This window comes from Tamlana sp. 2_MG-2023 (genome assembly GCF_030548465.1).
Taxonomy (GTDB): Bacteria; Bacteroidota; Bacteroidia; order Flavobacteriales; family Flavobacteriaceae; genus Pseudotamlana.
In genome coordinates this window covers 1-21,779 of record NZ_JAUOSF010000017.1, presented here as the reverse complement: position 1 = coordinate 21,779, position 21,779 = coordinate 1, and the positions used below count along the sequence as shown (strand labels likewise).

The 21,779-nt window shown below is 30.7% G+C and carries 20 protein-coding genes; 7 read left to right on the top strand and 13 right to left on the bottom strand.

Annotated features, from left to right (window positions below; all coding sequences use genetic code 11):
- Window positions 1-51 precede the first annotated feature (51 nt).
- A complete protein-coding gene (locus tag Q4566_RS16195; protein ID WP_303423464.1) occupies window positions 52-1,125 on the bottom strand; it encodes a DUF4297 domain-containing protein in 1,074 nt (357 codons plus the stop codon).
- A 341-nt stretch (window positions 1,126-1,466) separates the two neighbouring features.
- Here Q4566_RS16195 and Q4566_RS16190 point away from each other — a divergent pair, with 341 nt between their 5' ends.
- A complete protein-coding gene (locus Q4566_RS16190; protein ID WP_303423462.1) occupies window positions 1,467-1,706 on the top strand; it encodes a hypothetical protein in 240 nt (79 codons plus the stop codon).
- Complete coding sequence (locus tag Q4566_RS16185) at window positions 1,699-2,214, top strand: retropepsin-like aspartic protease (protein WP_303423460.1); 516 nt, start codon at window positions 1,699-1,701, stop codon at window positions 2,212-2,214. Before Q4566_RS16190 ends, Q4566_RS16185 begins: the two co-directional genes overlap by 8 nt.
- A gap of 337 nt (window positions 2,215-2,551) precedes the next feature.
- Here Q4566_RS16185 and Q4566_RS16180 read toward each other — a convergent pair whose 3' ends face one another.
- Window positions 2,552-2,989 (bottom strand): protein-disulfide reductase DsbD domain-containing protein, encoded by a 438-nt coding sequence (locus Q4566_RS16180; RefSeq protein WP_303423458.1) that lies wholly within the window; start codon window positions 2,987-2,989, stop codon window positions 2,552-2,554.
- A gap of 209 nt (window positions 2,990-3,198) precedes the next feature.
- Window positions 3,199-3,675, bottom strand: a complete 477-nt coding sequence (locus Q4566_RS16175) for a hypothetical protein (protein WP_303423456.1) — start codon at window positions 3,673-3,675, stop codon at window positions 3,199-3,201.
- Window positions 3,676-3,811: 136 nt separating this feature from the next.
- Here Q4566_RS16175 and Q4566_RS16170 point away from each other — a divergent pair, with 136 nt between their 5' ends.
- Window positions 3,812-4,342 (top strand): transposase, encoded by a 531-nt coding sequence (locus Q4566_RS16170; RefSeq protein WP_303423454.1) that lies wholly within the window; start codon window positions 3,812-3,814, stop codon window positions 4,340-4,342.
- On the top strand, window positions 4,252-5,166 hold the full coding sequence (locus tag Q4566_RS16165; protein ID WP_368506608.1) for an IS3 family transposase: 915 nt from the start codon (window positions 4,252-4,254) through the stop codon (window positions 5,164-5,166). The genes Q4566_RS16170 and Q4566_RS16165 overlap by 91 nt, the downstream gene beginning before the upstream one ends.
- A gap of 115 nt (window positions 5,167-5,281) precedes the next feature.
- Here the strand turns inward: Q4566_RS16165 and Q4566_RS16160 are convergent, their stop codons facing one another.
- From Q4566_RS16160 to Q4566_RS16130, 7 genes are all read right to left on the bottom strand, one after another.
- Window positions 5,282-5,584 carry a DUF6804 family protein gene (locus tag Q4566_RS16160; protein ID WP_303423452.1) on the bottom strand — a complete coding sequence of 101 codons (303 nt, stop codon included), beginning with the start codon at window positions 5,582-5,584 and terminating at the stop codon, window positions 5,282-5,284.
- A 1-nt stretch (window position 5,585) separates the two neighbouring features.
- Window positions 5,586-6,035, bottom strand: coding sequence for a hypothetical protein (locus Q4566_RS16155; protein WP_303423450.1), 450 nt, complete (start codon window positions 6,033-6,035; stop codon window positions 5,586-5,588).
- Window positions 6,036-6,382: 347 nt separating this feature from the next.
- Window positions 6,383-7,735: a hypothetical protein gene (locus Q4566_RS16150; RefSeq protein ID WP_303423448.1), complete on the bottom strand. Its 1,353-nt coding sequence runs from the start codon at window positions 7,733-7,735 to the stop codon at window positions 6,383-6,385.
- Window positions 7,736-7,970: 235 nt separating this feature from the next.
- On the bottom strand, window positions 7,971-8,435 hold the full coding sequence (locus Q4566_RS16145) for a DUF4274 domain-containing protein (protein ID WP_303423446.1): 465 nt from the start codon (window positions 8,433-8,435) through the stop codon (window positions 7,971-7,973).
- 255 nt (window positions 8,436-8,690) lie between these two features.
- Window positions 8,691-9,218 carry a DUF6933 domain-containing protein gene (locus tag Q4566_RS16140; protein ID WP_303423444.1) on the bottom strand — a complete coding sequence of 176 codons (528 nt, stop codon included), beginning with the start codon at window positions 9,216-9,218 and terminating at the stop codon, window positions 8,691-8,693.
- 188 nt (window positions 9,219-9,406) lie between these two features.
- Complete coding sequence (locus Q4566_RS16135; protein ID WP_303423442.1) at window positions 9,407-10,285, bottom strand: dihydrodipicolinate synthase family protein; 879 nt, start codon at window positions 10,283-10,285, stop codon at window positions 9,407-9,409.
- 33 nt (window positions 10,286-10,318) lie between these two features.
- The gene (locus Q4566_RS16130; RefSeq protein ID WP_303423440.1) at window positions 10,319-10,780 is read right to left on the bottom strand and encodes a cupin domain-containing protein; all 462 of its coding nucleotides are present in this window, start codon (window positions 10,778-10,780) and stop codon (window positions 10,319-10,321) included.
- A gap of 99 nt (window positions 10,781-10,879) precedes the next feature.
- Here Q4566_RS16130 and Q4566_RS16125 point away from each other — a divergent pair, with 99 nt between their 5' ends.
- The gene (locus tag Q4566_RS16125) at window positions 10,880-12,292 is read left to right on the top strand and encodes a PLP-dependent aminotransferase family protein (protein ID WP_303423437.1); all 1,413 of its coding nucleotides are present in this window, start codon (window positions 10,880-10,882) and stop codon (window positions 12,290-12,292) included.
- 360 nt (window positions 12,293-12,652) lie between these two features.
- Here the strand turns inward: Q4566_RS16125 and Q4566_RS16120 are convergent, their stop codons facing one another.
- The 3 genes from Q4566_RS16120 to Q4566_RS16110 all read right to left on the bottom strand — a co-directional run bounded on the left by Q4566_RS16120 (window position 12,653) and on the right by Q4566_RS16110 (window position 19,891).
- On the bottom strand, window positions 12,653-14,836 hold the full coding sequence (locus Q4566_RS16120) for an AAA family ATPase (RefSeq protein ID WP_303423435.1): 2,184 nt from the start codon (window positions 14,834-14,836) through the stop codon (window positions 12,653-12,655).
- A 50-nt stretch (window positions 14,837-14,886) separates the two neighbouring features.
- Window positions 14,887-17,967, bottom strand: a complete 3,081-nt coding sequence (locus Q4566_RS16115) for an Eco57I restriction-modification methylase domain-containing protein (RefSeq protein WP_303423432.1) — start codon at window positions 17,965-17,967, stop codon at window positions 14,887-14,889.
- Window positions 17,968-18,796: 829 nt separating this feature from the next.
- A complete protein-coding gene (locus tag Q4566_RS16110) occupies window positions 18,797-19,891 on the bottom strand; it encodes a tyrosine-type recombinase/integrase (protein WP_303423430.1) in 1,095 nt (364 codons plus the stop codon).
- A gap of 155 nt (window positions 19,892-20,046) precedes the next feature.
- On the opposite strand from Q4566_RS16110, the gene Q4566_RS16105 reads away from it, so the two are divergent.
- Entirely contained in the window at window positions 20,047-20,406 is a 360-nt protein-coding gene (locus Q4566_RS16105; RefSeq protein WP_303423428.1) for a hypothetical protein, read from the top strand.
- Window positions 20,407-21,386: 980 nt separating this feature from the next.
- Entirely contained in the window at window positions 21,387-21,719 is a 333-nt protein-coding gene (locus Q4566_RS16100) for a single-stranded DNA-binding protein (protein WP_303423425.1), read from the top strand.
- Window positions 21,720-21,779: the final 60 nt, after the last annotated feature.

The following is a 21,779-nucleotide window of genomic DNA, read 5'->3' as shown; positions in this document are numbered from 1 at the left end:
TTTTGGCAGTTCTTAGGTTTCTAATTAATATTTTAAAATTTTCTTTACTCATTATGACATCATTATATATTCACAAATTATCGCACTTTTAATCTCTAAATCGTTATTAAATTGTCTGATAATATTTTTCGGGATTTTATTTTTCACATTTTCGATTAATTTCTCAAGAACATCAACTCCTATATTGAGATTAATTTGAATTTCATCAACTATGAAATTAGTAGTGTCCATTTGAAGAGTGCTACTATTACTAATTCTTTTAGTTCTATATCTATCGAATGAGCGTTTTAGCACTTTCGAATTAATAGAATTTAATTCTATTTCTGAACATATCGTACGAAACTCAATTTCAACTTTTGTTTCGTCTTTTATCTTAGTAAATGAATTAATAACTTCGGTAACAGTTATAGATGTGAGAGCTTTGTTATTTAATAAATCATTCCATTTTGTGAAATCATAAGTAACTTTTCCTTTTCGATTAATCTCATCGATTAGTAATCGATATATCTCGACTGGACTACAATGAGAACTAGGGAATAAATTAGATGCTAACTTTGCAATTGAGGCAATTACATCATTTTGAAAATTCTTTTCAGATAGCTCAGGTACGATAAATTGAATATTAGGTGGTAATGGTGAAATACCCATCTCTTTTTTTATAGCATCCTCTAGTTCCTTAAATTGTATATCTGATAAGTCATCTAATGTTATTTTATTTAGACTTAAACCTTCATCCTTGAGAGTAAGTTTAAAGTTATTAAGAGCAACTAAGTTTAATTCTGTTATTCTATCCTTAAATGGTTTTTCAAAACCACTACTTATAAGTTTACCCAACACACATTTTTTGTTCTTTTTTTGATGAACCAGTTTGTGTGCTGTAAAACGTCCTTTTGTAGTTTTAACTTGATTAAACTCAAATTTAGCTTTTGAAGCATCCAATGAGTCACTTACGACTACATCTTCGTGAAGTTCTACGAAAACAGCATATTCATTAGATTTAATGTGGTCGTTTAAAATCCGATATAAAGCCCAGTGATATTGATAAGAATATTTTTCAAACGTTTCAGAACCTGCCTTTTCTCGCTGAACGGCTAGAAGTGGATTTTGTTTTGTTTTATCACTCATTGTTCTGGTGGTTGTTTTTTTACCTTGCTGCTAACGTTGATGTATATGCTTTGTAGCGTGTACAAGCCGAAAGATAGTAAATAAAAACTGACGTAGAAAATTCGGTAGAATTTTCGGAAGTAAAAGGAACTAGCTATAAAGTATATACGGTGTTACCAAACGTATTTTATATCAGTTCAGACGTTCATTGACATACTGAAAACTTTATTTTTTTTGAGGGAAGGCAAATTGCTGACAGTCGGAAGCAAAAATTGGTATACTAATTGTATAGCATAATGTATTAAATAAATTTGTATCTTTGCACACGTTTTTGTACATTAGATACATAAATAACTATCGTTATGTTAGAAAAAGAATTTAAATATTATCTAAACAACCAAGATGAATTATTAAAAAAATTCAATGGTCGTTATATCGTTATTAAAGGCGATAAAATTTTAGGTGATTATTCTTCTGAAATTGAAGCTTTGTCTGAAACTAGAAAATCACACGAAGTTGGTACTTTTTTAATTCAAAAATGTACTCCAGGAAACAACGCTTACACTGAAACTTATCACTCAAGAGTTGTTCTGAATGCCTAAATCTCAAGCGTTTACTTTAAAAGCAAATGGTCGAATAAACCAATTAAAAACTCAATGTGGGGTTTCTGATGCAATTTTATTGTCAAATCCATCTGTAAATATTACTGTAAACCAATATGAAGCAATTTGGGATACTGGAGCTACAGGAACTGTAATAACTTCTAAAGTTGCCACAGAGTTAGGGTTGAAACCAACAGGTTTAGTAACATCTAATCACGCAGGTGGTTCATCTCAAGTACCTACCTATTTAGTTAATATATATTTACCTAATGGAATTAGAGTTCAAGGTGTTAGAGTTATAGAAGCTGTTTTATCTGGAAACACAGAAATTCTTATCGGTATGGATATAATTTCACTAGGTGATTTTGCTTTCACAAATGTAAATGGTGAAGCTTGTTTTTCATTTAGGATTCCATCAATAAAACAAATTGATTATGTAGAGGAGGATAAAAAACCAACTTGGTTAAAACCTTCTACGAGTTATAAAGGTGGAAAAAAAAGAAAATAAAAACTTTCTAATTTCCATAATTTCACTTTCCAAATAATTTTCCGCAAACAAGCTAAAAAAGGTCGGAAAAAAATAAAGAGATTTCAGTTGTCAGTAGAGTAAAGCGTACTGAATTTATATGTTTGGTAACGTTTAGTATAAAAGAAGTAGGGCTCTAAATAAGTAATTAACTTTCGGATTATCAACAAGCCAAATCTTTTGTATTTTGTTTTAAAAGCCAAATCAAAAGATTTGGCGACTTCGTAAATATGCCTGAAACATTGGGTTTAGCACTTACTTGCCCTATTTTTTTTATACAGTGTTGTGTGTAGTATTTAATTCCTGATTTCCGTTATATTTAAATTTTAAATTCAATATCTCCATAACCAAGAACACAATTTGAATCATTACAAGTCATATATTCTATTTCTCCTATTATTTTGAATTTGTTTTTATTTTTTACTTTAACTCTCTGTTTAAAAGTAACTTTTGTGTCAAAATATTTAATATTCATTTTAAATATCGGGTCGTAAACGGTATGTCCTTTTCCCTCTGTTGTATTTCCAATCAATTCATAATTGCTGTTTTTATCGAAAATAAAAGTTGTCGGACGTGGTCCTTCGTCAGGGATTTTTTGAGAATATAAATGATAATTTGGTTCGATGGTAGCGTTAATTATTAATTCGTATTCGGAATCCGATACTTTCTTTGTTTCGGTAGTCCATTTCACAGGTTCAAGAATTTGAGAATAACCAGCAGTTGTTATTACGAGGAGTAGATAAATTATTTTTTTCATAATATTATTTATTAGTTTATTAAATTCTAAATTTATTTATTGGTTAAATCTTGGTCTATATTACACACAACGTTTGGTGTATGATTAGTTGCGTGGTTAAGCAACTAATTTAGTAAACAAATACTTTCCAGAGAAAATTCCGAAGGAATTTTCCGGATAAGCACTTGCCAAAGCAATTAATTATAAACGGTGTTGTAACCAGTGCTTTTTTAATTCCGAACTAATACTTCAGCCAATATTTTTTTCGGAAACTCATATTCTATTGTGTTCGGTTTTTCAGAGTTTAACTTTCCGTTTTTATCTCGGTATTCAAGAAATAAAATGACTTTAATCGAGTCCGATTTAATTTCCTCAATTTTACACATCGAAATTTGGATTTTATTACCGTCAATAAATTCAGTCGATTCCAAGTATTGTTCCGAAAACCAATTATTGTGTCCATTGTCAACTCTGTGTTCCAAAAATTCTATTTTTTTATTATCGAGTTCGATTGTGACTTTATCAGTCAAATCTTTGTTATCAAACTTTAATCCACCAAATGAGCGCTTATAAAAATCCAAATGAGCCATTTTTCCAACATAAGAATTGTCAAGGTCAGATACACTTACATATTTAATATCAGAACCATCTTGAGCAATTGCATTGATTGTAAAAGGCAAAATTATTAAAAGGATTATTCTTTTCATTCGTTCAGTTTCTCGCATTGGTTACAACGTGTTTGTGTATGATTAGTGGCGTGTTTAAGCACCTAATTTAGCAAATAAACACCAGATAGAAAATGAACTGCCCCCAAAAAGTTAGACACTATTTGAGGGTATTTTTATGGGAAGAAAAGTCAAGTACGATTACGATTTTAAACTTCGTTGCGTTAAGGAAGTTTTAAAAAATCACAAAACAGTAGATGCTGTTTCAAAATTATATGGTTGTCACCATACAACGCTTCATGATTGGATTCGGTTTTATGAAAAATATGGAAAAAAGGGCTTATTGCCTAGAAAAAACAAAGTCTATAGTTTACCATTCAAACTTAAAGTTATAGAAGCCATTGACAAAGATTTATTATCTTTCAGTCAAGCCTGTATAAGATTTAATATCCCTACTAAATCGGTAGTTATGAATTGGCATCGTAATTATAAAAAAGAAGGTGTTATAGGCTTAAACCATAAACCAAGAGGTAAACCTAAATCTATGCAATTTAAAAGAGCAAAAAAGAAGTCTAATAAACCTTTAACTCGGGAAGAAGAACTTTTATTAGAAAATGAATCTTTACGAGCAGAACTGGACTTGCTAAAAAAGTTAGAGGTCTTAATTCAACAAGAGCAAACCAAAAAGCACAAGCCATTACAGAATTAAGGCATAAGTATGATTTAAATGTATTACTACATCATACAGACATGGCAAAGAGTAGTTATTATTATCATCAAAAAAGAAGTATTTTAATTGATAAATACAAAGAAATAAAAAAATTGATTATTCAGATATATCATCATCATAAAGGTAGGTATGGTTATCGAAGGATCACTTTAGAAATCAATAAAAGAGGTTTTATAATTAATCACAAAACGATATCAAAATTAATGAATGAATTAGGTTTGAAAAGTTTGATAAGGATTAAAAGATATCAGTCTTATAAAGGACAAATAGGTGAAACAGCTCCCAATATTTTACAACGAAATTTTAAGTCGGTAAAACCAAATAAAAAATGGGCTACTGACATTACAGAATTTAAAGTCTTTGGGAACAAACTATATCTATCACCAATAATAGATTTATTTAATGGTGAAATTATAAGTTATGAGTTATCTGAAAAACCTAATTTCAAACAAGTCGTTACGATGTTGAAAAAGTCATTTAAAAAAATCCCTAATCAAACCAACTTAATCTTACATTCAGATCAAGGATGGCAATATCAAATGAAACAGTATCAAAGACTATTAAAAGAAAAAGGAATTACCCAAAGCATGTCTCGAAAAGGTAATTGTTTAGACAATGCGGTAATAGAAAACTTCTTTGGTATTCTAAAATCTGAATTATTTTATCTAAATAATTATAAATCAACTACCCATTTGAAGAATGATATAAAAGAGTATATAAAGTATTATAATAATGAAAGAATTAAACTAAATTTAAAAGGTATGAGCCCGACTGAATATCGAGCTCATTATTATCAAAATTAATTATATATCTGTCTAACCTTTTGGGTTCACTCTAAAATCCGCGAGGATTTTCGTAAGCAAGCTAAAACTAGCCATTAATTATACACGGTGTTGTGCAACGTTTTTTGTTTTCAATTCAGTTTTTTAGTTTTTGTGTTTTAAATACGGAGACGACAAGTAAAATGGCCCATATAATATCAATCATATTCCATAATTCTCGCCCAAGAGCAATTTTGAAAATCGGATTGATTAAAATAGCTGATGAAAACCAGATTATAAACCAAGTTTTATTTGTTTCATAATCGTTATAGGCTAAAAGTCCGAAACCGACCATTCCTAAAAACCTAACCAATTGGTAATATTCATAATCCCAATCCAGCAAACAACAAATAAATAGAACAGCTAATATGATTTTAATAAATAGTAATGTGATATTCATCCTAATATTGTTCCATTTCGCTTTGAGAATCTTCCATTTCTTCCTTGTAGTCATCAATAATTTCGTCTTTTGTAATCATCTCATATAAATAGCTGAAAATAATTGAAGCAGTTTGTTTTTTTGATAATCTATTTTTTATTGCTATTGAATCTACTATTTTAATAATATTATTAGGTTCTTCCCATTTTTGTGCTGACAAACCATAGCTTTTTGCCAAATAATCTCTTAAAATTGAATTAGTTTTTTCTTGCGGAATATTTTTTATTATTGATACTAATGCGACTTTTTCAGCATCATACCTTAAATACTTATCTGCAATTTCATAATTTAATTCTATTTCAGATTTTTCTTGTTTTGTTAGTGAGTTTTGTTTTTCTCTTTCATTAGAAGATGAATTTTCACAAGAACAAAAGATTGCTGTTAACAAAAATGGTAAAATAATATTTTTCATAATATTTGCTTCTATCTGTTCGTTTCTCCAGTTCTAGTATTCAAAATCGTACCAGGTCGAAGTTCTGGCGCTGTATATTTACCATTTAAAGAATAGTTATATAATATTAGTAGCAAAAAGAAGCCAAAAATAATAAGTATTATCAATTTGTATTTTTCGTATTTAGTCATTTTGTTTGGTTTTGGTCAAATGTTGCACAACGTGATTGTGTATGGTTAGTTGCGTGGTTAAGCAACTAAGTTAATAAACATTTACGAACCCGTGAAAATTCCGCAGGAATTTTCGCAAGTAGGCAAGAACCTAGCAATTAATTATACACGGTGTTGGCGGTAGTTTTTATTCCTAATTTATCTCGTTAATAAAGTTTGAACTATATTACTTGGTAAGATATTGTCATAAATTATTTTAGATATAATACCTCCGTATAAAATCCAACTTTCCTCGTTTTTATTATTCCCTTCCATTGATATTCCACGATTATTTAAAACGAACATTCCTTTCCTTGGCACAACTTGTTTCGCTTTTGCTGTTTCCTTTGTAGTCATCCATTTCGTTTTTAATCCGTAGTCATTAAAAAGTTCAATCATAATATCTAAATTAAGTCCAATTATGATTTTTATTTTCCCTGTTAGAATATCTGTAATAAAATTTGGTTCAAATGGTTTTGCAAATATTGGTTGAGATAAACTTGCAGTTATTGATAACCAATCAGCTATAATATAATTTTTCGTTTCTTGTTTTAATATTTGCTCAACGGCAAATCCAGCCATTTTGATTCCTTCATCTCGATACATTCCTATATGTAAACATCCTTCTACAACTGTATATGCCCAAGTTTTTTTATCTAATATTTCTCTTAATTTATTAAATTCTTGGTCGTATCCTAAAGTCGGAATATTTGGTGTGGAAACTGTTATCTCGTGTCCAGAAACTGGGTCGATTCCTTTATCGTGATTCATAATTTCAGAGGCTTTTTTAGCACGCTCTTTCTGTCGTTGCATTCTTTTTGCCTGCTTGAAAGTTTTATCATCGAATTTATCTTCTAAAACTTTGTCAGTTATTGGAATTTTATCTTTTTCAAGTTGATTTATAAATTCGGAAACTTTATCATTTACTTTTCCTTGTTTTAGCTCGATAATCTTTACACCTTCCTTATGTTTTACAAGTACATCTCCTATTTGAACAAAACTTGTTAAATCAGATATTAATGCAAATTCTAAAGGGTTTTTATTAATGTCATTGACAACCGAAATAGCGTGTTCTACATTTGAGGAATCTAAAAATTTTGTTGATTCCTCTTCAATATGAAATCTTCTCGCTATATGCAATTGACCACCTATTACTTGCCAAGCAATTCCATCAGCAATATGTGAGTATGTATGTAATCTTTGAGTTATAATTTTTATTGTTAGTTTAGAGTCGTTCTCTTTGGATTTGTCTTTTTCTTTCCTCCAATGTTTGAGTTGGATTTTTTCCTCACGTAATAATGATTGATAGTATTGAATTTCTTCAATCAATAAATTTTGAGCCTTTTTAAATCCATCGTGAACTTTAACAATAAAATTCAGTTGTTCGTCTTTTCCCCAATTTCCAACTAACTTTTCGGTAAGGTTATCTATTCCGACAGAATTGACAGCGTTAGCAAATGCAAAATCAGATATTTTTTCAACTACTTTTCTATGTTCCTGAATGGTTTTCATCAAATTACCGCCAACGTTGTTGTATATGGCTCGTAGCGTGCAAATTATAAAATTATTTTCGGATTGAGCACAAGCCAGATTTTTAAATTTTACTATTTATCTTTTTTACTGGAAATCGTCAAATTTAAAAATTTGGCGACTTTCCAAATATGCCGAAACTTTGGGTTAAGCAACTGCCCAGCTATGAGCTATATACGTTGTTGTCTTTAGTGCTTTCCGCACATCTTGTTGTTTTTCACAATCCAAATGAGAACGGTTTTTTCCCTTTAATTCCTTCATTCAATTCAGTTGGGAATTGCCAAATATCCAATTCAATTGGCCAATCAGTTTGATAACCTTCGTTGGTTGGAATAAACTCGAATTTACTTGATTTAAAATCATTTTTCTTAAATCTCTCAACAATTTTTTGAAGCAGATGCCAAACATCCGCTTGATATTCTTCAATATTTTCTGCGGTATAATCGTAATAATAATCAGGTTCCGCTCGCCAAAAAATCAGACACGCGGTTCCTTTGTCGCATTTTGGACTATCAATTATCCAATCCAAAACGATTGTTCCGTCATCCCAATTATAGTTGTCCGAAAGATAATATTGCTCCGCTGAATTTAGTGTTTGGAATTTTTTGAAATCTGGAATAGTTTCTTCATCATTTTCAATATCATCGTCAAATGAGAATTCGATAAAGTTCTTTTTTATCATCAGAATTTTATTCGGTCGTATTATCATTTTGTATTCGTAATATTTTCAGTCCGTTTATTCATTCTGTATTTCATTCAGCCGAATTTTATCGCTTCACGATTTTTTTTGCATTAAAGACAACGTTGATGTATATGGAAAGTTGCGTGTTTGTGCGCGAGGATTTTCCGAAGGAAAATCAGAAGCTAGCAAACGAGCAACTAACATTGGTTTAGCTAAAACCAGCAATTTTTTATATACCGTGTTGTACACCGTTTTTTATTCGTTTAATACTTTTTTCATTTCGTCAATCGAATTTGTATAATCCGACATTTTCCTTCCTTTCCCTATATGAATGGGACTTGTATTCAGTCGGTTTGTCAAATCTTTCATTGGCATATTTTCTAAACTTCCAAATTCATATTTCCACCAGTCAAGAGATTCCAGATTATGATTTTGAAATCCAGTTACGCTACGGTCATTATCAGTCGGCAAAAAATCCAGTCCGCCAATAATTGAGTCCACATTTCCAAAATCGGTTATTATTCCGTCATAAATTAGTTGTCCGAAAAGTGCATCCTTAAAAATTTGTTCAATTTTGTTCAAATCAGATGTTTTTATATTAGTCAGAATTACATTGTATTTAGTCAATCCGTTTGTAATTAGCCAACATTTTTTTCTGTCAACATAAAACACCGTTGCATTCCATTTTCCAAGAATTCCGCAATCAGTATTTTGGTCAGTCGTTATAAGTTTCTTGACTAACTTTTCTAATTTTTTAGTTGTATGTATTCTAGTTTTTCTCAAATGGTGTACAACGGTTTGTATAAGAGCAGTAGCGGATTAAATTGTACTTACTTTCGATAAGCAATATACTTAATTAAATGCGAAAACGGCTCAAGTTTGCACTTGAACCGCTATTGCTTTTATACATTGTTACAAGCTGCCTTTTTCTTTAATTTAGGGCGAAATTTATCATTCATAAACAGAATTGTTTAAACTTTAGAAAGAATGTCTTTTAATTTTTCTATTTCTGAATTATTCATTTCTTTGAGAGGACTTCTTAAAAATCCGCCATCTTCATTTAAAATGCTTAACCCTGCTTTAATAGACCTTGGTAAACCTTTGCTCACAATAAACTGTAAGAGTTCTAATTGTTTATAGAATTTTTCTTGTGCTTCCGCCAAATTATTATTTTGAATTGCATTGTAAAGTTCAAGATTTAATTTCGGAATAAGATTTGGAGCAGCGGTACACCAGCCTCTTGCTCCTGCGGCAAAAGCAGCCAATGCAAGTGGGTTAGAGCCATTAAAAAAGGCTACTTCTTCACCTAGTTCTTTTCTCAAAAACTGCATTCGTTGTACATCGCCTGAGCTTTCCTTAATCATTGTGACATTTGGTATTTCAAGCAATCTTTTAAGTAGTTTTGGGGACATATCAACTCCCCCAGTTGCAGGATTATTATAAGCCATTATAGGTACGGAAATATTATTTGCAACTTTATCATAATGCTGTACAATTTCATCATCTGTAAGTTTCCAATAACTCATAGGAATAATCATAACAGCATTAGCCCCTGCTTTTTCTGCAAATTTTGCGTGATAGATAGTTCGCTCAGTAGTTAGGTTAGATACTCCAACCATTACAGGAAGCCTACCATTAACTTGTTGCATAGTCGCTTCTGTTATGACTTCTTTTTCCTCATCAGTAAGGTATGGCAAGACACCCGTACTACCGAGTGGAGCAATTCCATGTGAGCCATTTTTTACTAATCTTTCTACAAGTTTTTTGTATAATTTAACATCCACCTTTTCGTCTTTATCAAAAGGGGTGATTGGATAGGCGATAATGCCTTTTAAAGGTACGTTTTTCATTTTTATAATTTAATTAGTTTATATTTTTCAGATTTATAAATCTCTACCTTCTTCTTCTCTAAGCGCAACCCCTAAGTTTTGCAGTTGTGGAGCATTTTCACAAGCAAGGTATTTTGCACTATTCTTATTGTTAATATTACCGTGTCTATGCCATGCCCAAGATGGAATATAAACAGCATCGCCTGCTTTCCATTCTATTTTTTCGTCCTGAATCTCTGTCCATCCTTCTCCTTCAAGTACGTAAAGTACAGTTTCGTAAGTGTGTCTATGTCTATTGGTAATTTGATTGGGTAATAAACCACCAATAGTCATACTAACATTTTTAGAAGGAAGGTCAATAAAAAAAACCGGGTGCTTTCTTTCTGTTGAAAATTGGTCGTGTACACCTGCTTTTTCTACATTTTTGTGAACAAGCTTGGAAGGTTTTGCATACTTTGGTCGAGCATAAGTTTCGTGAAAATCTTTTGAACTAAACTGTTTTTCTTTAGGTTCCATAAAATAAAATTTTTATATGTTTTGCAATATTGCTCTACAAAATTGTTGATTTATTGGATTATCTTTGTGGTTCAGTTTTAATAAAAACAAATAGTCCAGATGATTCGCGATTGGAAATTGAATATTGATATAAAAACTAGTGATGCCACTCCTGTTTACTTACAGATTGCGGAAGCAATTATTGAAGCTATCAAAACAAGGCAATTGACTCAAGGACTTGCGTTGCCGAGCAGCAGAACATTGGCTGCCCAACTGAAGGTAAATCGTAACACGGTTATAAAAGCCTTGGAGCTTTTGGTAATAGAAGAATGGTTGACAGCGGAGGAACGCAAAGGTTATTTTGTTTCTAATGAACTTCCTAAGGAATATGCAACATGCAACAAAATAATGGAGGCTACAGTTAGCCAGCCAATATCTTCTAAAAGACTATTTACTTTTGATGATGGTTTGCCCGATACCAAAATTGCTCCTATAGAGGAGTTGGCAAAAGTTTATAGAAAAATACTTGGGCGAAAGGCGCGTTGGAAAACACTAGGGGTTGCTGACTCAAAAGGAAATAATGATTTGCGAAAGTCAATAGCTCAAATGTTAAATCTTAATAGAGGTTTGCCATTTTCTTCAGAGCATATTTTTATAACAAGAGGAAGCCAAATGGCGGCTTATCTTATGGCACATTGTCTATTGAAAAAAGGAGATTTGGTGGCTGTAGAAAACCCTGGATACAAACCTATTTGGGAAAGTATGAAAACGGCTGGCGCTGAAATTTTACCTGTACCTGTAGATGAAAACGGAATGGATGTAGACGTATTAGAGCAGTTGCTAAAATCACATTCAATAAAAGCAATTTATGTCACGCCACACCATCAGTTTCCTACCGCTGTTTCTCTTAGTTTGCCAAGACGTTTAAAGCTAATTAAACTTTCTAATCAATATGATTTTACTATTATAGAGGATGATTATGACCACGAATTTCATTTTGGTGTTAGACCTATTTTACCCATTGGAAATCTACAGGCTATAAAAAATTATGTTTACCTTGGTACGTTCAGCAAAATAGTTGCACCTGCACTGCGTATTGGTTTTCTTGCCACTAGTATAGATTTGATTCATAAAGTAACGGAGATGCGTAAAATCATTGATGGTCAAGGAGATGTGATTATGGAAGAAGCAGTTTATCAACTTATTCGTGAAGGAGATATAAAGAGACATATAAAAAGAACAATTGTTCTTTATAAAGCTAAAAGAGATTTTTTTGAAAAACTTTTAATGAAGTATTTAGGCGAAAAAGTAAGCTTTATAAAACCCGAAGGAGGTTTAGCTTTTTGGGTTGTTCCGAAAGTATCAATTGATATTTTTGAAATTGCAAAGAAATTGGAAGCACAGGGAATTGGAATTATTACACCTGATAAGTTCAGTTTTTCGGCTCCTATTATTGGATTTCGAATAGGATATGCTTCATTGTCAAAACAACAACTAGAAGATGGTATTGTTGCACTAGCAAAATTATTGTAATGGTTACTGTTTTGGTTGCTTGTAACGGTCTTGTGTATGAAACGTAGCGTATAAATAAACGCTAACTTTTCGGATTTAGCACGAGCCGAATTTTTTATTTTTATGTTTAATTTTCTTTTATAAATATAACCAAATAAAAAATTTGGCGTACTTTGTAAATATACAAAAACCTCTCGAAAAACCTATAATAGCTATGTTTTATACACGTTGTTGTAAGTAGTGCTTTTCACGTTCTGCTTGGTTTTCCGATGTTTCTTATTTAGTTCAAATGTGAGCGTTGGCAAGACATACTCTTTTGCAATTTTTGGCGTAGCATTGGCTGTAGCAAATTGCGAATGTGTATGGCTTTTAGCGTTGGCTTTAATTATTATTTTTCATTTTGTCAAAATGTAATTTGTCTTTATCTTCAATAAGCCACATCAAATATTTTGCTGATTGATGAATTTCCTGTGGATTCATTGAACCATTTATCGAATGAGAAAGAATATTGCAAACTTTAATTAATAAACCGAGTTTTGTTTTTTGGTTGTTACTTGTAATCCTAAAATCATTTTCAATTTGCTTTTGAAAATTACTTGTAAAATTCAAATCCCTTCCAATTTTGAAACCATACCATTCTTCAAAAATTCTTCTCATTACATTTGGATAGTGATAAATTTCGCATTCTGTCTTTAAATCTTCATTACTTTTTATTGAAAATTCATATATCTCCTTAAACAAATAATTATATGGTTTTTCAAGATTTTTAGATTTAACCAAAGTACTTTTTCCATTATTCTTATTTATTTCAAAAGTTGCATACTTTGATTTAATTTCGTTATCCTCTTTATCTTTTTTATCTACCCAAGCTTTTTTACCATATGATAAATTACAGTAGTCGTCCCAAGAATGGGTCATAACGAAAACCTGTTGATTTTGAAGTACCAAAAGGTTTTTCATCAGTTCCAAAATGTAAAACTTGTTTGAATCATCCATACTCGAAATTGGGTCGTCCACTATGATAAGTTCAATTTCTGGTTTAATATTTTGCTGTTTGTTATCAGCAAAAAGTTCATAATAGAAAAACAACAACGCTAAAATATTTTTTTCTCCTTCACTAATGTCTTTAATTGTAAGTGTCGCATTTTCATTGGTGCTTTTGATAATGTAATTTCGATTATCTGAATCGAGAGTAACTTTTAGCGAAATATTTATGTCATTAAGAATTTGAGAAACAAAATCTGCAAAATCTTTTGTAAGGCTTTTTTGGTGCTTTAAATCTTGAATTTCTTGTTGCTTTTTCTTGTTATTGCTACGCTTTTCTTTAAGGTATACTACCATGTCTTTAACCTCTTTTCGTTTTTCTTCTATTGTGGATGATTTCAGTATTTCCAAGCCAATTGCACCTTTTACTAAAGTGGTAAGATTGTTTTGCTTTCTTCTTAACTCCGCTAATTTTTCACTTTTAGTTTTAGTGAGAGTAAATATAGATTCTTCAATAACTTTCGAGGTTTCTGCTAGAAGTACAAAGTCGAAACTTTCTTGGATTTCGATATTATCAATCTTCAATTGGCACGAAGTTATAAGAGAGTCAATAATACCTTCCTTTTCAGCTATTTCTGTAAAATTTTGCTCAACCTCAATACCAATATTTGTAGAATATGTTTTGGATTCTTTCTCAATAATTCTAATACTATCTAAAAGGCTTTGAAGCTGTTCTCTGAAATGCTTTAGTTTTTCAGTTGCTTTATGTCTTTTGTTTTCTTTGTATTCGGCTATTTTCAACTTGACATCTGAATAATCTAACTTGCTATCACAGAACTTGCAATTATCACCTTCTTTGTGAAGTTTTATCCCTGATTCAATCCATTGAACAACCTCAAACTCTGGGATGGAAATATCTTCTCCAAATTTTTCTGTGAATATCGCTTTTACCTGTTCAATTAAAGTTGTTGGAATTTTTGAAAAGTTTAAAGTTCTTAAATTATCATATTGTGCAATTTGTCTCTCAATAGCATTATCGCCAATAATCTTTATCAATTTTTCTTTATCAGCTTCAATTTTTTTGGCATCTTGAAAGTCCTTTTTGTAAAGTTCAATTACTCTCTCAACAGAATCAGAGCTAGATTTTTTTGATATACCAACTTTGCCTTTCCTTCTGTCGTGAATTGTGTCTATTTCAGCTCTAATGTTTTTCCTTGAATCAGCAATATTTGTTTCAAGTTTGGCAATTTCAACTTCACTAATAATTTGCTTTTCTAATTCCTTTATCTTGTTCTCTATATCAACATCTCCTTTACTAAAGCTTGCTTCAACACCTTTTATTTTACCTTCCGAATTTTCAAGTAATAATGAATTTGAAATGTAATCTTTATCCAAAAGTCTAAGGTTCTCAGGCTTCTTGATTGTGTCTTTTAGAAATTCATCTTTAATGCCAATAGCAATAGAACTTTTTCCTTTACCATTGTAACCAAATAGAATGTTTTTGGGACGAAAAAATAAATCATTGGGATTTGTATAGCCAACAAAAGATTTAAGAGTGAAGTTATTTAGTTTAGTTATCATTCTTTAAAATGTATTCTGTTATGATATTTGACCGAGCGTTGGCAATTAGATTAATTTATATTTTTCTCAATCGTTGCAATTTCAGTCGGTTCAATTTCGTAAAGCTCGTAGATAATCGAGTTGATTTCACTTTCTGCTTTTCCTAATTCCGCTGTAAGTTGCTCCAATTCGTTTATTAATTGTATTTCTCGGTCAAAATTATTTTCCGCTTTTGCTATGTCCAACAACTCTTGATAATCAGAACTTTTTTGAGTATTAGAAATAATGCTGTTAACTAAATCAGCAATTTTCTGTTGCGTTTCAACATTCGGATTTATTAAAGGTAAATTCTCTAAAGGTGTTTTGTCAATTTGATAATTGTTCCCTTGCATTTTTCCTTTATACTTTAGCCAAAATGCTATCAAATTCGAGTTTAAAATTCCTGTCAGATACTTTTGGTTAATTCTGTCAGTTTTAATAACCATAAAAGTCCTGTTGACATAAGTATCAAAATCTGTGTAAGTAAATCTCGGACGAACTGAACATTTTCTTAACGAAAATATTTTTTCTCCTTTAAAATATTTTTCGTCTCTGGAACGATGTAATCCATAAGGTTTGTTAACAGAAGTAAAAATGTCTAAAAACTTGTCTAAATGTTCTTTTACGTTTGGATAAGGAATTATTTTTTCTTCATTTTTGAAACTTGAATCTGTGTAAATAATCCAGAGTTTGTTTTTTGGATTACCATAGTATTGTTGTAATTCCGTTGTTGTATAAAATGGTTTTAAAAGTTCTTTTTCCTTTTGATTTAAGTTCAAACTATCATATTCAGTTTGATTTAAATTAAAAATTCCATCTCCAATTTCTACGTTTTCGATTACTTCTTTATGCTTTTTATTCACGAAATCTTGCAATAAATCAATACCTGAAGCAATTTCTTTAGAGTCTAAACTAAAATTTTCTTTTGCCTTTATTTTCTCAATTATTAAATTCAGTTCTGCGTTTATAAAATTAATTGGTTGATTTATCAATTCTTTCTTTACGATGTTTGATATAAAATACTCGTATTTCTCGTCCGTAATTTTTTCTAAAAATAGTTGAGCATCTTCGTGCTTTATTTTGCTATTAAGGACTTTGGAAAAGTTAAGACCATAATTTTCATTATTGTCACTTCTTTGCATAATGTAAATCATAGTTTGAATACCAGCGGAATCAAAAACTTTAAAATCGCTAAAGTCAATAAAATCTATGATTTTACCTTTTTCAATAATATAATCTCTGAATTTTGAAGCACCATCATTAGTAATCCAATTATTAGGTGCGATGTAACCGATTAAACCATAATCTTTTTTAATAATATCTAAAGCTAAAGCACCAAAGAAATACCATAAATCCATTTTACCTTGATAACAAGAATGTTCGTGTAAACCATCAAAAGCTGATTTATTTGTAGCCTCTTTTATGTATGGTGGATTTCCAATAACAACATCAAAACCACCATTTTTCATAATGCTTGGAAATTCTTTGTGCCAATCAAATTCTGATGCCAAAAGTGAATTACCACATTTTATGTTATTGTTTAATTTGGAAAGTTTTCGGTCTTTTTTTGCTGTGCGAAGCCAAAGCGATAATTGAGCAATTTCAACACTTTCTTCATTAATATCTACACCAAAAAGATTGTTTTCTAAAATGTTTTTATCCGTATCAAACAATCTCAAAGGTGAGTTTGTCAAGTCGGCAATTATGTCGTCTATTTTTTCGTGTTCTTCAATTAAATAATTTAGAGCCTGATTTAAAAAAGCTCCACTTCCACAAGCTGGGTCAATAACTTTTAGGTTTGTCAACCATTTTTTATATTCGGTTAAGGTTTTGAAAAGTTTTTTTCCTCTTACCGTTAAAGTCTTGTCTTTTTTTAGAAACGAATCATCATATTCAATTTCTTCAATATCGAGTTCTTTTCTTTTGTCGATGCAAAGTTGTCCAATCGTATTTGCAACAATGTAAGTTGTTATATACTTTGGTGTGTAAAAAACACCATCTTTTTTTCGTTTTGTTCTTTTTTGGTCGGAAACTGTTCCTTCAATTTCTGCGGTTACTTCTTCAATTTCATTTAACGAGTGCTCAAAAATATGGCCGAGAATATTTACATCAACTTCTGTGTTAAAATCATAAGTTGATAATTTTTTCAAATCGTCAATTAGTATTTCATCATCAATATTTAAGTTGTTGAGCAATAAGTCTTCATAGAATAAACCACCATTGTATGCTGGAATATTGTCGGATTCCTTTTTTCCTTTTCTACCAATATTCATATAACCGAAATACTGCTTAAAAATTTCGTAAATCGGTTTGTAAGCGTCTTCTTCTTTCAAGATGTCAAAACGCTTAATTATTCTTGAAATTGAATTTGGTGGTAATAAGCCACTATCTTCTGCAAAAAGTATAAATAAGAAACGGTCTAATAGTTTTTGAGACTTTTTGAAAAGTAATAACTTATCATCATCAGGATGATTTGCAATAAGATTATTAAACAGTTTATTTTTGAAATGAGAATAGTCTTTGTAAAGTTCTTCTGAAATTTCTTTTTCGTGAAACTGTGTTTCTTTTTTGAGTTTAATTGGAAGATTTGAAAAAATACTTTCTTTATGTAGAATTAAGTAAAGTAGTTCAAATCGTTCTCTGTCGAGAAAAAATAAATCAAATTCTTCAAATTCGGTAGAGTAGTCGATGTAAAATCGAATTTTTTGAAAATTTGAAGTAATTACATATTTACATTCTGGTTGATTGTTTTTGTAATTGAAAGCTTGTTGAGTAATTTTTGTTAAGTCCTTTGTTTTTGTTGATTTTAACTCAATTACTGCAATTGCATTTTCGTTTTTTAAAATTGCTCCATCTGCTTTTTTTCCGTCCGTTTGGTTCTTAAATTCTCTTTGTAAATCAAAATTTACATCTGGACGAAGTGTGTAACCTAAAACGTCAACAAATATTTCTCGTAAAAATCCATCTTGATATTCTTCTTCTTTGAGCGTTTTTATTTGCTCGATTTTCGCAGAATTATAATTCAGTCGGAATGTTTGGAAAGCTTTTTCTACCTTTTCTTGGTCAAGATTTTTAAGGTGTTTTTTTATTACGGATTTCTGAAATATTGGCATTTATTTTGGTTCGGTTTTTTCTTTCACAATATACTATTTTTCGAGCGTTGGCAAAGAACAGCTCTTTTGGTTTTTTTAGCGTTGGATTATGTGTTGGCAAAAAACCAAATGTGCTGTTTGAGCGTTGGCTTTTTTAGTTCAAATGTTCAATTTTAGCACGATTTCCGCATTACTTACAACGGTTTAGTATAAGCTTCAGTTTGGGAGAAAATGTCGCGAGACTTTTCGACCTATTACTGAACTGAGTTTAAAAGTAGTGATTTTCTATAAGAAAATCAGCCCCAAATTGAGTTTATACATTGTTGCCTACAGACAGCGTCTGAGTGAGAAATCAATCAAGTTGCTACTAATCCTTTAAGTTTCAATTTTGAATTAAATCTAAGGGCTTTAAATCAACTGTTTTCAATTCAGCCGTTTCAACTTTCAGACATAGTTTTTCCTCAAAATTATTCAACTTAGAAGTTTTATTCAATAAAAACGAGATTTATCGGACTCTTGTTTTCCATAAAGCTGATAAAATCTTTTGTTTTCAAAGTTTCGAATGGTTTCAATTAAACTAAAAATCTGTCGGCTTATAGAATTGTAAATCTTTCAAGTTGTTAAAAACGTTCACAATTACCTGAAAAGTTTCGCTTTAGAGAATTATTAAATTTCCAATTATCCACAAAGATTTTAAATAGGGTAGAAGCAGTATTTTTCAGACTATAAAAGACTTAAATAATTTCTAAAATTTTCAAATGGAGTTAGATTTTTTGTTTGTAGGCAACAATTGTATAACTACAATAAATAGTCCTCCAATTGTAGTTATATCGTTTATACTTGCAATATATTACTTTTTAAATAATGAGTCCAAAGGACTTTTAATTGTTTTATTGTTAATTTCAATAGTTTTCGTATAAATTTCAGTTGTTTTTGGAGAGCTATGCCCTAACATATTCTGTAAATGCCTAATGTTTATGTTGTTTTCAATACAATGTGTAGCAAATGAATGACGTAAAGTATGCACGGTTGCCCATGGGTTAGAATTAGTTTCTTTAACCGCTTTCCTAAATACTGCGCGTATACTAGCTGTACTGTATTTACAACCTGATTGGCCTTCAAATAACCAGTAAGAAGGTTTGTAGGCTTTATAGTAATCTCTTAATAAGACTAATAACTGTTCAGGTAAAATAGTTTTTCTATCTTTTTTACCTTTACTATCTTTTATAAACAAATAGCCATCTTTAGAATGGACATCTGAAATTCGTAAATTTAAAAGTTCGGAAATACGTAATCCACTGCCATAAATCGTATATAAAATAGCCTTATGTTTAATGTTCTTTGGAGATTCGAGTATGTTTAACACCTCTTCTTTACTTAGAACATTGGGGATAGAAACTGCCTTTTTGGGACGTTGAATATCATAATATTCTCTAGGCATCTTAAGGGCGTGTTCATAATATGCCTTGATAGCATTGATTAATTGGTTTTGATAACTTTCGCTTATTTTACTTTTTTTAATAAGCTCATATACAAAACCTTCAATATCTTCTTTAGTGACGTCTTTTAGGTTTCGATGCATAAATTTCCCTAAGAAAACGCTAAACATTTTTTTGTAAACTTGAATGCTTGAATTGCTATATTGTTTTAATACCAATGCTTTTTCAAGTTCGAAAAGGGCATCTAATGCTTGTTCTGATAGAGTAACCGAAGGTACTGGCGTAAAACGGATGTCTTTTTTTATTGTATAATTCCCTTCACCACAAATGTTTTTTAACTCTTCAAAATTTTGAGCTGTATTTATAACTGACCATAGTTTTTGATGTGGGTGCCAAAAACTGCTATCCATTTTTTTTATGGCGTCTCTTATCAGAGTCAGGTCATATGGTATAAAAACCTTAATACGCTTGGCTTCTTTTAATGGTTGATATATAGTTGGTTGCATATGATTTTTGTTGCTGCGTTTTTTTATTAGGATTAAAATTAATGAAAAAGACTACGTCTAATTGTAGTTTGTTATAATAGTAGTATTTTAACCGTTAAAAACGATTAATTTTAAAAAACTAATTACCAGCATGTTAATTTGGTGTTCGTCGAAAAATGAATAAAAATAAGTGTAAAATATGCAGTAAGATTCTTGTAGGAAGAAATGATAAATTATTTTGTTCAGTAAAATGTAAAAATTATTATCACGTTAATTTAAGGAAAGTTACTGATAGACATGTAAAAGAATTAGATATCATTTTACATAGAAACCGGAGTATACTTTTAGAAGTTTTAGGCAAAAGGAAAGGACAGACTACAGTAGAAAGAGTTGTTCTTGAAAAAAAGAAATTTACCTTTAAGTATCATACACATTTACATACAAATAGTAAAGGTAAAACCTATTATTTTGTTTATGATTTCGCTTGGATGGAATTTTCTAATGATAAAATTTTAATCATTAGAAAAGAAAAATAAAGTTGTGAAAACTACTATAAAATTTAATAAGCCTAAATTTTAAATTTTGACATCGTTTAATTCTGTTCTTCTAATGTGTAGTGAAAACATATAGAATCTTTGATGTTATCTTAATATTTGGCTAGGTTTAAATAAGGTAACTAGGTTTTATTCAGCTTTAAGAAATTCTACCAATATATTCACTCTAATCAGCACATTCCTTTACATTCCGCGAAAAGCTACATTTCAGGAAAAGCGCTTCATTAAAAGATCTTGGACATAATACTCACTTTTGACTTTCCATTTCGTTAACCCTTCCCAGTCCCGATAGCTATCGGGACAGGAAAGGAACACTGTATTCCAACTAAAAAGCGAGTATCAAGTCCGCTTAAAAAGGAGTAACAATATAGTTTCATTTTGTTTCACTTCCTTTCGTTTTATATTTCGCAAAGTATTTATAATCATACATCTAGACTAAACCGCTATGCCTTTTTTATTCCTAATAATAAGGAAAGCCAACCCCATAATTTTTTTAACCGCTGTATCGGGAAAGCCTTCTCTTGGCTTTCCACGCTCCCTCGTAAAATTAAGGTTTTGTCAAGCATTTTAAGGGGTTGATAATATTTGAGGCCTTTATTGGTTTTTGGTACAGCAAAAACCAGGCATAGCCTAAGCCACTTCTAATTTGAACTCCTAAATAATCACATGCTTAACTTTCCGTATACAGGCGTTATTTAAGATTCCAAAAGAAGGGCTAAGGCTATAATGGAACTTGTCAAGACCATGCAAGTTTTATCAAAACTTAAGGTTTCTACAGCCTTGAAAATCCAAGGATTTTACTACGTCGCAGACACTCCTGAACTTTTGCTAAAAGTCTTGACAAAACCCACCTTAAATATTGTTCTCTTTTAGAGAGAAGTATACAAGCACCCCTTAAAATTTAAATCATATTAAAAATCAAAAAACAAAGGGGTAATTATTAATCTTTAAAACCTTTAATCATGAGTACAATTAAAAACAGAGTGCAGTTAATTGGTAATGTAGGTCAAGAACCAAGTATTACCACTTTAGAAGACGGAAAAAAGTTAGCCCGTGTATCATTGGCAACTAATGAACATTACAATAATAAAAAAGGTGAGAAGCAAACCAATACAAGCTGGCATACATTGATAGCTTGGGGTAAGAAAGCTGATATTATTGAAAAGTATGTGACCACAGGAAAAGAAGTAGCCGTTGAAGGGAAATTATCTTCTAGAAGTTACGAAGATAAAGACGGTGTAAAACGCTATGTTACTGAAATTACAGTTAGTGAAATTTTATTATTAGGAGCCTAATTTAAAATAAAAGAGAGCTTCATTTGTTTGGAGCTCTCTTTTTAAACTAATGTTTAAAAC